Source organism: Gluconacetobacter sp. (assembly GCF_047721585.1).
In the GTDB taxonomy this organism is placed as follows: domain Bacteria; phylum Pseudomonadota; class Alphaproteobacteria; order Acetobacterales; family Acetobacteraceae; genus Gluconacetobacter; species Gluconacetobacter dulcium.
Map to the genome: position 1 here is coordinate 1 of NZ_JBDNXE010000119.1, position 11,935 is coordinate 11,935.

Sequence of the window (11,935 nt, forward strand, 5' to 3'; positions counted from 1 at the left end):
GGTAGCGGACGCGCACCTGCTGGGGGCGGACGACCTCGGCATACTGGTTGGGCAGTGACAGGCACCCTTCCTCGCGTGAGACGAGGGTCTCCGATTCCGCGATCACTTCGGGGTTGATCAGGACCAGCGGTTCGCGCTGCCGTTCCTCGCCCAGATCGACGATGGCGAAGCGCAGGCCCATGCCGACCTGCGGCGCGGCCAGGCCGATGCCCGGCGCCGCGTACATCGCGGCGAACATGCGGGGCAGGGCATCGCGCAGCATCGGCTCGTCCTCGGGCCGGACCAGGCGGGTCTTCTGGCGCAGGATGGCCTGCGGGGCCACCAGGATCGGCATGGGCGTGGCGGCGGCGATTTCGTCGTGACTGATCATAGGGGCGATGTAGCGATCCTGGCGCGCGCGCGCCAGTGGGAACGCGCGCGTCAGGCGGCATGGCGGCGCGGCGTTCCCACACGGTCTTGCGAAACGGGCCGGGCGTCCCATATCATGACGACGCGGGCGCCGAAGGCGGGTCCGCGTGATCGTCTCGCTCGGTTGAGGAGGCCTTGATGTCGGGTAGACTTTTTGGATCCCCCATGTTTCTGGGGTTTGACCATCTGGAACAGATGTTGGAACGTGCGTCGAAAGGGGCGGCCGATGGCTATCCCCCATATAATATCGAGCAACTGAACGCCACGTCGCTCCGGATCTCGCTGGCGGTCGCGGGGTTCGTGATGGACGATCTGCAAATCACGCAGGAAGACAATCAGCTCGTCATCCGTGGACGGCAGACCGACGACACGCAGGGACGCGTTTTCCTGCATCGGGGCATTGCCGCGCGGCAGTTCCAGAAGGCGTTCGTGCTGGCCGAGGGGATCGAGGTCAGCGGGGCATGGCTTGATAACGGCCTGCTCCATATCGATCTGGTAAGGCCGCAGCCGGAAGTCCGCGTGAAGCTGATCGAGATCACGCAGGGCCGTTCGGGCGGCGCACCGACCGAGATCGACCTGCCAAAGGCCCGCCCACAGCGTGTCGTGCGGGCGCTTGAGGACGATTGAGCGGCCCACGGGCCGTGAATGATCTCCAGCAATCGACATGGCCGGCAGCCCGCGAACAATGACATGACGGGCACGCTGGCCAACGGGACGATCGCCGCATGATGGGGAATCGTCCTTACGGAGGATCGGATCATGAGAATTACGACACAGAACGGGCAGGTCGTGCTTCAGGCCGACCATACGCCGATCGCCGCCGATGTGCGTCATCTGACGGATATCCAGATGCGGGCACTTGGGGTTTCGCGGGTCGCCTACATCAAACCCGTGATCATCGAGGGGGAAGATGCATTTGCCATCCACGCGGCGGACGGAACCCCGATGGCCCTGACCGAGGACCAGGAGACGGCCGTGGAGGCGATCCTGCAACACGAGATGGTGCCCGCCCTGCTGCACTGAACGCTGCACCGAGCCACACCGTCCGCTGGCGGGACGATTCCCGATCGTCCCGGCAGCGGGGTTGCCCCCGGCGTCAGCCGGGGGAAGGGTCCAGCCAGCCGATATTGCCGTCCTGCCGGCGATAGATCACGTTGATCTGCTCGCTGATGCTGTTGCGGAACATCAGCAGGGTAGAGGCCGCCAGATCGAGGCGCATCACCGCCTCGCTGACGCTCAGCGTGGCGATTTCCGACGGGCGTTCGGCAATGATGGTGGCGTGGGCGCCGGAATCCTGCGCCGCGCCGTCCGCCGCCAGCCCGGAATCGTCGGAGGGGCGGAGGATGTAGCTGCGCCCCATTTCCGGTGATTTGCGGCGGGGCAGGGTGCGGATATGGTCGTTGACCCGCTCGCGATAGCGGCGCAGGCGGCGGGCCATGTGTTCGGCGGCATCGTCGAAGGCGCCATGGGCATCCGTGCCCTCGCCCTCGCCCCGCAGGGTCAGGCCCCGCGCGGCGTGAAGATTGATATCACAGGTAAAGAAGGACCGCGCGCGGCTGAAGGTGACCTGGGCTTCCAGGGCGCGATCGAAATATTTGTCGGCAAGCCGGTCGAGATGGCCCGTAACACGGTTTTTCAGGGCGTCGGAGAGGTCGATCTGTTTGCCAGCGACATTGATCTGCATGTGACATCACCCCTTGCATAGAGGAGCGTCCGAAACCGGACGGAACCGTGCCGGCGGTCCATAATGCGCGTTCCACCGGGCATGGCGTCAGGCTTCGAAAGCCTTTTCCCGTTTTCTCTGCGCCGAATTGGGTATCCTCAGCGCATCGCGGTATTTGGCCACGGTTCGGCGGGAGATGTCTATTCCTTCCTTTCTTAATTCGTTCACAATTGCATCGTCGGAGAGGATGTCCCGATCGGATTCCTGTGAAATCAGGGCCTTGATCCGGTGCCGCACGGCCTCGGCGCTATGGTCGCCGCTGCCCGTGCGCCCAGCGATGGCGGTGGTGAAGAAATATTTCAGTTCGAACAGGCCGCGTGGGGTGGCGATGTATTTGTTCGCCGTCACCCGGCTCACGGTGCTTTCATGCAGCCCGACCGCCTCGGCGATATCGCGGAGCACCAGCGGCCGCAGGTGACTGACCCCGTGGGCCAGGAACTCGCTCTGGCGGCGCATGATGGCGGTGGCCACGCGGATGATGGTTTCGGCCCGCTGCTGAAGCGCGCGGACCAGCCAGTTGGCGCTGGCCAGGCGTTCGGTCAGGAAGGGGCGGTCCGCGGCCCGCAGCGTGGTGCGCAGGGTCAGGGCCGAATTGACCACGACGCGCGGCATGGTGTCGGGATTGAGTTCGATGATCCAGTCATCGTCCGCTGCCGGCAGCATCAGGATATCCGGTACGATGATGCAGGCTTCGGGTGCCGTCGCATCCAGCGCCGGGCGGGGCGACAGGGCGCGGATTTCCGCGATCATGGCCGTCAGATCGTCCTGATCGACGCCGCACAGGGTGCGCAGCCGGCGCAGGTCGCGCCGGGCCAGCAGGTCCAGGTGCCGCAGCAGCATGGCCATCGCCGGGTCCAGCCGGTCGCGCTCGCGCAGTTGCGCGGCCAGGCACTCGCCCAGATCGTGGGCGAACAGGCCGGTCGGGTCGAACTGCATCATGGCCAGGCGCACCCGCTCGACCCGCGCCGCTCCGTTGCCCTGGGGGGCGAAGCCGAGCGCCTGGGCGATATCAGCGGAAGGCGTGGCCAGCCGGCCGTCGGCATCCAGCAGGGTGATCAGGTGGGCGGCGATCCGCCGCTCGTCGGCATCGAAGGCTGACAGCCGCACCTGCTCCGCCAGCCGTTCGTGCAGCGGGGGGGCGGGGCCGGCCAACCCATCCTGCGAATCGTGCCATGTGCCCGGAGTCCGGGACGCGCCGAGCGTGGGCAGAACGGGTTGGCGCGGTATGCCCTCGAAGGCCGGCAATGGCACGTCGGCCGGCTCGGGGCGCTCCAGCAGGGGGTTGCGCTCCATCTCCTGCTCGACCACGGACCACGCGTCGAGATTGGAGAGTTGCAGCAGCAGGATCGCCTGCCGCAATTGCGGCGTCATGACCAGGGATTGGGCCTGCCGGAGGGCAAGCTTGGGTCCGATCGTCATGACGGGCGGTCAAAGGGAGAAATTTTCTCCAAGATAGACGCGCCGCACGTCCTCGTTGGCGACGATCTCCTCGGGGCGGCCTTCCATCAGCACCTGGCCGCTATGCATGATATAGGCGCGGTCGATCACTTCCAGCGTCTCGCGGACATTGTGGTCGGTGATCAGCACGCCGATCCCGCGATCCTTGAGGTGCGAGACCAGATCGCGGATTTCACCCACCGCGATCGGGTCGATGCCGGCCAGGGGTTCGTCGAGCAGGATGTAATGCGGCTGGCTGGCCAGGGCGCGGGCGATTTCCAGCCGCCGCCGCTCGCCGCCCGAGAGCGCCAGCGAAGGCGAACGGCGCAGGTGAGAAATCCCGAACTCGCCCAGCAGGCCGGTCAGCATTTCCTCGCGCCGGTCGGGATCGGACTCCACGACTTCCAGCGCCGCCATGATGTTCTGCTCGACATTCAGGCCCCGGAAGATGCTGGCTTCCTGCGGCAGGTAGCCGATGCCCAGGCGGGCACGGCGATACATCGGCAGGCGCGTGATATCGGTGCCGTCCAGGGTGATCGAGCCGCTGTCGGGCTGGACCAGCCCCACGATCATGTAGAAGCTGGTGGTCTTGCCCGCGCCGTTGGGGCCAAGCAGGCCGACGGCCTCGCCGCGATTGACCTGGATCGAGACGTTCCGGACGACGGGGCGCTTCTTGTAGCTCTTGCCGATGCCGTTGGCGATCAATCCGCTGAGGGCGCTGCCGAAGGAAGCCCCGGCGGCATTTTTCGCCTCGTCGGACAGGGCGTAGGGGATGTCGTTCATCAGTGGGTTCCGGCAGGAGGGGGATTGGCCTCGTTGGGGACGATCAGGCCGCTGACCCGTCCGCCCGGCCGTTCGGTCATCGTGGCGATTCCGGTGCGCATGTTCACGATTGCCGCCGCTCCGCTGATCTGGTTCTGGCCCCGCGTGATATGCACGTTGCCGACAATCCGCGCGATTCCCGTGTCGGGAACGTAGACGCCACGGTCGCCGGTCACGGTCTCGGTCTGCGTGCGGACGAACACATGGCCGAATGCGTTCACTTTTTCCAGCTTCCCCGAACCGGTCAATGGCTCCGAGCCATGCCCGGCGGGTTGCGGGGAGGCAGGTTGCGCCGCCGGCTGGTTCGGCGCGCTGTAGCCGACCAGCACATCGGCCCGGATCTGCCGCCCGTCATTGGTGGTGACCGTGGCATCGCCCCTGCCGACCGACATCCGGGTCTGGGAATAATATTCCATCGAATCCCGGGCCGTCAGGACATCCTGCGGGGTGGTCAGTTTCAGCCCCTTGCCGGTCAGGACCATGACCGCCTGGTCGATGTCATAGACCGCCTTGTCCCCCCACGCCTGATCGGTATCGGTGAAGATATGGACATGCCCCAGCGCGTTGAGACGATAGACCTCATTGGCGCCCGACCCGGCCTCCATGCCCTGCGCGCCATCGGCGGCGGGCTGGGCCGCAGGCTCGGCAGGGGCGGCCGCGCCGGTCGCGGCCTTCTTGCGATAGAAGGCGATCAGCCGGTCGGCGGTCACGGTGACGTTGCCCCTGGTGGCCTGCGCCTTGTCATAGGCGGTGACGGTCTGGGTCTTCTGGTCCCAGTCGAATCCGCCGGCCGCCGTGACGTTGATCTGGCCGCCATGCGACAGGTCGATGGCCTGGGCGCGCGCGCCGCCCATAGGAAGGCCCATGGGAAGAAGGAACGCCGAGGCGCCGAGGAACAGGAACGCGGAGGCGACCTTTGCGGGGGCGGTCATCGACTGGGCTCCGTCTGGGAGGCTTGGGGAGGGGCCGGCGCGGGGCCGGCATGGGCGTCATCGTTCAGGATCAGCCGCCCCGGACCACGGAACTGGGCGACCCCTTCATGCTGCGACAGCAGGAAGCCCTGCGCGTCCAGCATGCCGAACGGGCCTTCGGCATGCACCCACTGGTCGGAGGCGATGATGCCCTGCCTGAGATCCATATCGGCGGTGACCCCGGTCATGATCACGCCGTCCTCGCGGTAGAGCGATACGTCCTGCGTCAGATCCAGTACCTGTTCCCGTTGCAGATACACGCCCTGGGCGGCGCTGACCATCATCCAGTCCCCGCCCTGGGTCTGGGTGTCGGCGGCCGGGCGGGTCAGGTTGATGCGGTCCGGCCCGATCTGCTGGGCCTGGTCGGCGGTGATCATGAATGGCCGGTCGTGCTCGTCCAGCCCCCGATAGACGGCGCCGAGCATGCTGCCGCTGGACACGCGCAGGTTTTCCATCTCGCGCAGGGCACCGCGCTGCATGTTGATCAGCCGGTCCACGGCCGGCCACACCGCGATCGACCCCAGCAGCAGCAGGGCCGCCGCCGGCAAGGCCCATTTGGCCCAGCGGACCAGACGCTGGCGCCGGGCGATGTCGTCGGGCCGGAGCACCCGCCGCAGCCGGGACGTATCCTGGCGCAGCGCCGACCGCTGCCGCGCGACCTGATCGGCGGAGCGCGCGAAATCCTCGCGCCGGGGCGGGCCTTTGCCGTCGGAGGGCGGGGGCGCACTCATGCCACGCCCGCGCGCAGCAGGTCATGAACATGGAGGATGCCGACCGGCACCCTGTCGCCATCCAGCACGAACAGGCTGGTGATCGGGCGGGCGCGCGCATTCATCAGCCGCAGCGCCTCGGCCGCCAGCACGTCCGGCCCGGTGGTCAGGGGCTCGGTGTTCATGATCTCCGCCGCGCGGGTAAGGTCCAGGTCGCGGTCCAGGACGCGGCGCAGATCGCCGTCGGTGATCAGCCCGCACAGCCTGCCGTCGGCGCCGACCACGCCCATGCAGCCGAACGCCTTGCGCGTCATTTCCATGATGACCTGGCGCAGCGAGGTGTCCGGCGTGCCCAGCGGCATGATGCCGCCGCGATGCATCAGGTCGGCGACGCGGCGCAGCCGGGTGCCCAGCCGCCCGCCGGGATGAAAGATGCTGAACTCGGTCGCGGAAAATCCCCGCCGCTCCAGCAGGACCACCGCCAGGGCATCGCCCAGCGCCAGTTGCATCATCGACGAGGTGGTGGGGGCCAGGCCCATCGGGCAGGCTTCCGGCGCATCGGGGATGATGAGGGGGATGTCGGCGGCGCGCGCCAGCGTGGATTCGATGCGTGTCGTGATCGCCACCAGCAGCAGCCCGTAGCGCCGCGTATGCGCCACGATGTCGGCCAGTTCCGCCGTTTCGCCCGAATTGGACAGGGCCAGCACCGCATCGCCCGGCTGGAGCATCCCCAGGTCGCCGTGCGAGGCTTCCGACGGATGGACGAAGACCGATGGCGTGCCCGTGGAGGCCAGCGTGGACTGGATCTTGCGGCCGATCTGCCCGGACTTGCCGATACCGGTAACGACGACGCGCCCGGCCAGGGTGGAGAAGGCCGCGATCGTCCGCGTGAATGTCTCGCCCAGGGGCGGCGTGTCGTCGCCGTCGCGCGCGGGGGCGCGCAGGGCGGCCGCCATCTGCATCAGCCCGTCGGTCTCGCGCGCCAGCACCCGGCACGCGGCCGCGATGTCCGCGTCGGACTGGCCGGAATCGGAAGCACTACCGATGGGAGGGGCGGATTGGGTCATGCCAGAGGTGTATTGCCATGGCGGCGGTCCAGGTCAAACGGAACGATGGAGCGCGCGGGGGAAAGGGGTTTCATGCCCGGTGGGCGAAGATGTCCGGCTCTTCGTATCCCAGCAGGTCCAGCCGCGCGCGGGCGGGCAGAAAATCGTAGCAGGACTGGGCCAGGTCGCGCCGGCCCTCGCGGTGCAGGAGTGCCTCCAGCATGGCCCACAGCGCATGCAGATACAGCACGTCCGACGCGGCGTAGGCTTTCTGCTCGGGCGTCAGGTCCGGGGCACCCCAGTCTGATGTCTGCTGCTGCTTGCTCAGGTCCACCCCCAGCAATTCGCGGCAGAGTTGCGCCAGCCCGTGGCGGTCGGTGAAGGTGCGGACCAGTTTGGAGGCGATCTTGGTGCAGATGACCGGCGCGACGGTGATGCCGAGCGCGTGCTGAAGGATCGCCACGTCGAACCGCGCGAAATGCATCAGCTTGGTGATGGCGGGGTCGGCCATCAGCCGGGCGAGGTTGGGGCAGGGGGTACCGGGCAGGATCTGCACCAGATGGGCGGAATTGTCCCCGGCCGAGATCTGCACCAGACACAGGCGGTCGCGATGCGGCTTCAGTCCCATCGTCTCGGTATCGACGGCGACGAGGCCGTGGAACGTCACGTCGTCCGGCAGATCGCCGCGATGCAGATGGATCGTGGGCGCGGTAGCGATCATGCGTGGGCCTCCGCGCGGCGGGCATGACGACGGAAAATGAAAGAACGGTCCATGATTCCAATCCGCAAGACGCATGTCGGCGCCGGCATGCGCGGCTGCCGGGGCAGTGACGGACATATAATATCGGAAGTGCCGTTGCGCGAGGGGGGGCAAACGCCCGAGGGCCTCGTGACGCCCGAACGGGCGATGTCGCTGATCCGGCTGAAGAGATGGTGCCCAGAAGAAGACTCGAACTTCCACGACCTTGCGGCCACAGGTACCTGAAACCTGCGCGTCTACCAATTCCGCCATCTGGGCTTAGAAGGCCCCCGTTTCCGGGGTGGTGAGGGGCGTTTAACCTGAACATACGGAGCGGTCAACTCCGTATGTTCATAATTCCTTACAGGACAGGACGCCGCCCCGCCGATCCGTCAGGCGATGCGCGCGACGGCGTCCGCATCCGTCTCGGGGACGAAGTACGGCCCGCCCGCCCTGACCTCCAGGGCCAGCAGGGCCATGCGCTCCGATCGATGCGCGCCCAGCGGCAGGATGGCGTTCCCCGTGGTCCAGCGCAGCTTCTCCTGTCCGGACGTGCTCCAGCCATGCCGTTCGTTCGCGCTCAGATGGGCGGTCACCTCGGTCGAGTGGCTGCCTTCAAAGAGCGTGATCTCGCCGATCAGCACGCCCAGATGGCGGCGGTCATCGACGAAGGGGCCGATGACATCGCTGGGCCTGCTGGCGCGCGACACGATGCGGACCTCCTGGATATCGGCGGGGAGCATGAACATGACGTGCGCGCCGTTCTGGCGGACGGGCCGGATGATGGCGCCCGCGCCGGTGACCAGATGCAGGTCCATCTCGTCGGTCAGGACGTGGTCCGGCCCGCGCGTCGGCGCGCCGATCTGCGCGGCGCGGGCCGCGACCCGCCGGAACAGGGGCTCGACGAAGGCGCGGCTGACATCCAGCGGGCAGGCCGCGTCGTTCCAGGTCAGGGCGCGGTCGGGGGCCAGGCTGGCGATCCGCCCATGCTGCCGGAAGACCTCGCGGTTTCCGGTATCCAGATAGCTTTCGGTCAGCACGCCGTCGGCCATGACGACGGCATGGTCCTCGGTCTCGATATGGTAATAGGCATAGGCGGGGATGGAGCGGTCGTAGAAGATCGACTGTCCGTTGACCAACATGCGGGCCGGCACGAATGCCCCGTCGAAGAACAGGCAATGTTCCGAGGTGATCAGCATGTCCTTGTAAGGCACGCCGTCGGCGAAGGCGTCCTTCACGATGCGCAGCGGCCAGCCGGCTTCGTCCCCGGCCGGGCGCGGACGGACATGGACGCGCGCCATGCCGGCCCAGACGATCGTGCGCGCGACCGGCTGGCCGTCGACATAGGCCAGGATGGTGTCGCCGGTCGAAAGCTCTTCCACCGCGACCTCGCCGGTCGGCGTCCGGATCATGGTGCCGGCCAGGAAGCAGGCTTCGTAGGAGGCACCTTTGTTGACCGCCAGGGTCTGGTTGACGACGGTCGGCGTCGAGATGCTGCCGCCGGCGGCGACGGTGACGCTGGCGGTTCCATCGCCGCCGGCGAAGGCGGTGCCGTTGAGCATGCCCGATGTCCAGCCAGACATATAGGATTCGGTGAAGACATCGTTGGTGGACGAACCGCCGGAAAGGATGTTGGTGACTTCCGATTCGTAGGTATTGTTCTGCGTGACACCACCGGAATAGACGTTGAGATAGCCGTTCGCGGTATAGGAATTCTCGATGGTGCCGCCGGCGCTGACATTGATCGTCGGGCCGACGTTGCCGTAGGGGGCGACGGCGGTCAGGCCGGAGACGACGGCGCCGCTGGTCACGTTGAGGATGGCGGTCCCCCACAGATTGACCGGACCGGCGACGGTGGTGGAACCGCTGCTATAGACGGTGGCGCCGCTGGGATCGCGCGAGGCGGTCCAAATTCCGCCCGAAATGGTCGTGGCGCTATTGGTGATCACCGGCGGCGCGGCCGGCGTGGTCGCGGACTCGTAGGAGGCGCCCTTGTTGACCGTCAGGGACTGGTTGACGACGCTGGGCGCCGCGATGCTGCCGCCGGCATAGACATAGACGTAGCTGGTGCCGTCACCGCCGGCGAAGGCGGTGCCGTTGAGCGTGCCCGATGTCCAGCCCGACATATCGGATTCGGTGAAAACGTCTTTGGTGGACGAACCGCCGGAATAGATCTTGGTGACTTCCGATTCGTAGGTATTGTTCTGCGTGATGCCACCGGAATAGACGTTGAGATAGCCGTTCGCGGTATAGGAATTCTCGATGGTGCCGCCGGCGCTGACATTGATCGTCGGGCCGACGTTGCCGTAGCGGGCGACGGCGGTCAGGCCGGAGACGACGGCGCCGCTGTTCACGTTGAGGATGGCGGTCCCCCACAGATTGACCGGACCGCTGACGGTTGTGGAACCGCTGCTATAGACGGTGGCGCCGCTGGGATCGAGCGACGCCGTCCACGTCCCGCCCGAAATGGTCGTGGCCGTATTGGTGATCGTCGGTGGGGGCTGGGGGATCGTCGAGGATACGGTAGCCATGGCCGGTTCCGCCTTTCATCGTTCAGTGGGTTTACGTGGTCCGGGCGGCAGAAGCCGCTCGATCACCCGGATCACGTAAGCCGACGGAATAAGCCGGGTGCATTCGAACTGGCGGTCCGTGTCGCGATGTCGCGGGCACCACAGGAAATCCTGATGGTCGAACCGTTCGCGGGGGTCGTTCCAGCAGGCGTTGCAGGTGTGCCAGTTGATGACGCGGCCGGGTGTCGCGAATTCGTTGTCGGGGTGGGTGAAGCCCGAAATCATCGTCACCGGGCATCCGGCGGACCAGGCCAGCCACGCCAGGCCGGAACTGCCGCCGATGAACAGTGCCGCATGTTTCAGCCACCACGCGCGCTCGGTCAGCGGGCGGTCGCCCGTCTGGTCCTCGACCCCGAAGGGGATGTGGTTCCACACCAGGCCGGTGCCGTGGACGGGTTTGCGGTCGATGCACACGACGCGATAGCCCTGCCCCTTCAGCCAGGCGATGACCTCCGCCCAGCCGAACGGGTTGTTCCAGTATTTGCATTGCGACGATGCCTGGACCGCGATGCAGACATAAGGCTCGGCCAGCGGCCGGCCGGGGTCGGCGAACGCGATCCTGGCCGGTTCCTCGTCCCGGCTGACCCCGAGGATATAGGCCGCCGTCTTGTGCAGGCCGACCTGGCGGAAATCGATCGGATGCCAGTCATGCGCCACGTCGTCGAAGAATAGCCCGAGATAATAGGTGGCATAGGCGGACTGCGTGATCTCCCGCGGGCCGAGTTCCTCCGGTGTGACGAAGAGGATATGCGGATACGCCGTCTCGAAAAGCGGCCGGATCAGGCCGGACAGGGCGCAGACGACCCGCGCGCCGTGCTGCTCCGCGAATCGCGCGGCGTAGGGCATCCAGGCCAGCGTGTCGCCAAGCGTGCCGACGGAAAACTGGATCACGACGGTCCGGTCGCGCAGATCCATGGCATGGCGCAGAACCGGCGTTTCGTCGCCGCCGGCCGGGTCTTCCACCCAGACCTCGATCTCGAATCGCACGTACCAGCGTTTGCTGGAGCGAACCAGGCCGCTCTCCATGCCGCGCCGTTCGAACAGGATGTTGCCGGTATCCAGATCCGACAGGCGGATGTGCCATGTCCGTCCATCCTCCCTGGCGGGCAGCAGCACGCGACATCCCAGATTGAAATCGAAGACGATCCCCTCGGCCCCCTTCTGGGTCGGCGGCGTGGCGGCGGCATGGCCAAAGGGCGTGGGGGCAGGCACGTCCGGCGATGGCACGCCCTGGTCGGCACGTTCGGAAAAAGAGAGGTCGAACATCGGCCAATACCCGTCCGCGATCGGTTGTTTTTTTAGATACAACACCGCTGGGTAAACAAAATCATAAGGCTGTTCGGACGGAACGGATCGCGCGCATCGCCGCGCCGCGCCTCATCGGGTATTCAGAAGGGGAGGGGGAGAAGTCGACCGGTCACACCGTGACGGGTCGATCATGATCCATCGAAATGGATGGTGCCCAGAAGAAGACTCGAACTTCCACGACCTTGCGGCCACAGGTACCTG

12 protein-coding genes and 1 tRNA gene are annotated in these 11,935 nt (G+C 66.6%); 2 read left to right on the forward strand and 11 right to left on the reverse strand.

Annotation, left to right across the window (positions count from 1 at the left end):
• The coding region (locus ABF821_RS16805; RefSeq protein WP_415530856.1) for a peptide deformylase at positions 1 to 370 on the reverse strand (370 nt) is incomplete at its 3' end.
• A gap of 176 nt (positions 371 to 546) precedes the next feature.
• Here ABF821_RS16805 and ABF821_RS16810 point away from each other — a divergent pair.
• Together ABF821_RS16810 and ABF821_RS16815 are read left to right on the forward strand one after the other, a co-directional pair.
• Positions 547 to 1,035: an Hsp20 family protein gene (locus ABF821_RS16810; RefSeq protein WP_182972724.1), complete on the forward strand. Its 489-nt coding sequence runs from the start codon at positions 547 to 549 to the stop codon at positions 1,033 to 1,035.
• A gap of 132 nt (positions 1,036 to 1,167) precedes the next feature.
• Positions 1,168 to 1,431: a DUF1150 family protein gene (locus tag ABF821_RS16815; RefSeq protein ID WP_415530858.1), complete on the forward strand. Its 264-nt coding sequence runs from the start codon at positions 1,168 to 1,170 to the stop codon at positions 1,429 to 1,431.
• A 73-nt stretch (positions 1,432 to 1,504) separates the two neighbouring features.
• Here the strand turns inward: ABF821_RS16815 and hpf are convergent, their stop codons facing one another.
• From hpf to ABF821_RS16865, 10 genes are all read right to left on the reverse strand, one after another.
• Positions 1,505 to 2,092, reverse strand: a complete 588-nt coding sequence (hpf, locus tag ABF821_RS16820; protein WP_182972722.1) for a ribosome hibernation-promoting factor, HPF/YfiA family — start codon at positions 2,090 to 2,092, stop codon at positions 1,505 to 1,507.
• A gap of 87 nt (positions 2,093 to 2,179) precedes the next feature.
• Positions 2,180 to 3,550, reverse strand: a complete 1,371-nt coding sequence (gene rpoN / locus ABF821_RS16825) for an RNA polymerase factor sigma-54 (protein WP_415530859.1) — start codon at positions 3,548 to 3,550, stop codon at positions 2,180 to 2,182.
• Positions 3,551 to 3,559: 9 nt separating this feature from the next.
• The gene (gene lptB, locus ABF821_RS16830; protein WP_114727799.1) at positions 3,560 to 4,351 is read right to left on the reverse strand and encodes an LPS export ABC transporter ATP-binding protein; all 792 of its coding nucleotides are present in this window, start codon (positions 4,349 to 4,351) and stop codon (positions 3,560 to 3,562) included.
• The gene (locus tag ABF821_RS16835) at positions 4,351 to 5,322 is read right to left on the reverse strand and encodes an LptA/OstA family protein (RefSeq protein WP_415530860.1); all 972 of its coding nucleotides are present in this window, start codon (positions 5,320 to 5,322) and stop codon (positions 4,351 to 4,353) included. Before ABF821_RS16835 ends, lptB begins: the two co-directional genes overlap by 1 nt.
• Positions 5,319 to 6,092: an LPS export ABC transporter periplasmic protein LptC gene (lptC, locus tag ABF821_RS16840; protein WP_415530862.1), complete on the reverse strand. Its 774-nt coding sequence runs from the start codon at positions 6,090 to 6,092 to the stop codon at positions 5,319 to 5,321. The genes ABF821_RS16835 and lptC overlap by 4 nt, the downstream gene beginning before the upstream one ends.
• Entirely contained in the window at positions 6,089 to 7,138 is a 1,050-nt protein-coding gene (locus ABF821_RS16845; protein ID WP_415530863.1) for a KpsF/GutQ family sugar-phosphate isomerase, read from the reverse strand. The genes lptC and ABF821_RS16845 overlap by 4 nt, the downstream gene beginning before the upstream one ends.
• Positions 7,139 to 7,208: 70 nt before the next feature.
• Positions 7,209 to 7,838: a ribonuclease D gene (locus ABF821_RS16850; RefSeq protein WP_415530864.1), complete on the reverse strand. Its 630-nt coding sequence runs from the start codon at positions 7,836 to 7,838 to the stop codon at positions 7,209 to 7,211.
• A 210-nt stretch (positions 7,839 to 8,048) separates the two neighbouring features.
• Positions 8,049 to 8,135: transfer RNA gene (locus ABF821_RS16855), tRNA-Leu, on the reverse strand.
• Between the two features lie 113 nt (positions 8,136 to 8,248).
• Positions 8,249 to 10,387, reverse strand: coding sequence for a Hint domain-containing protein (locus tag ABF821_RS16860; RefSeq protein ID WP_415530865.1), 2,139 nt, complete (start codon positions 10,385 to 10,387; stop codon positions 8,249 to 8,251).
• Positions 10,388 to 10,402: 15 nt separating this feature from the next.
• The gene (locus ABF821_RS16865; RefSeq protein ID WP_415530866.1) at positions 10,403 to 11,692 is read right to left on the reverse strand and encodes an autotransporter strand-loop-strand O-heptosyltransferase; all 1,290 of its coding nucleotides are present in this window, start codon (positions 11,690 to 11,692) and stop codon (positions 10,403 to 10,405) included.
• Positions 11,693 to 11,935: the final 243 nt, after the last annotated feature.

Bases quoted from the DNA above. Each gene is read 5' to 3' on its own strand.
- ABF821_RS16810 (WP_182972724.1), top strand. From the start codon at position 547: ATGTCGGGTAGACTTTTTGGATCCCCCATGTTTCTGGGGTTTGACCAT.
- ABF821_RS16815 (WP_415530858.1), top strand. From the start codon at position 1,168: ATGAGAATTACGACACAGAACGGGCAGGTCGTGCTTCAGGCCGACCAT.
- hpf (WP_182972722.1), bottom strand. From the start codon at position 2,092: ATGCAGATCAATGTCGCTGGCAAACAGATCGACCTCTCCGACGCCCTG.
- rpoN (WP_415530859.1), bottom strand. From the start codon at position 3,550: ATGACGATCGGACCCAAGCTTGCCCTCCGGCAGGCCCAATCCCTGGTC.
- lptB (WP_114727799.1), bottom strand. From the start codon at position 4,351: ATGAACGACATCCCCTACGCCCTGTCCGACGAGGCGAAAAATGCCGCC.
- ABF821_RS16835 (WP_415530860.1), bottom strand. From the start codon at position 5,322: ATGACCGCCCCCGCAAAGGTCGCCTCCGCGTTCCTGTTCCTCGGCGCC.
- lptC (WP_415530862.1), bottom strand. From the start codon at position 6,092: ATGAGTGCGCCCCCGCCCTCCGACGGCAAAGGCCCGCCCCGGCGCGAG.
- ABF821_RS16845 (WP_415530863.1), bottom strand. From the start codon at position 7,138: ATGACCCAATCCGCCCCTCCCATCGGTAGTGCTTCCGATTCCGGCCAG.
- ABF821_RS16850 (WP_415530864.1), bottom strand. From the start codon at position 7,838: ATGATCGCTACCGCGCCCACGATCCATCTGCATCGCGGCGATCTGCCG.
- ABF821_RS16860 (WP_415530865.1), bottom strand. From the start codon at position 10,387: ATGGCTACCGTATCCTCGACGATCCCCCAGCCCCCACCGACGATCACC.
- ABF821_RS16865 (WP_415530866.1), bottom strand. From the start codon at position 11,692: ATGTTCGACCTCTCTTTTTCCGAACGTGCCGACCAGGGCGTGCCATCG.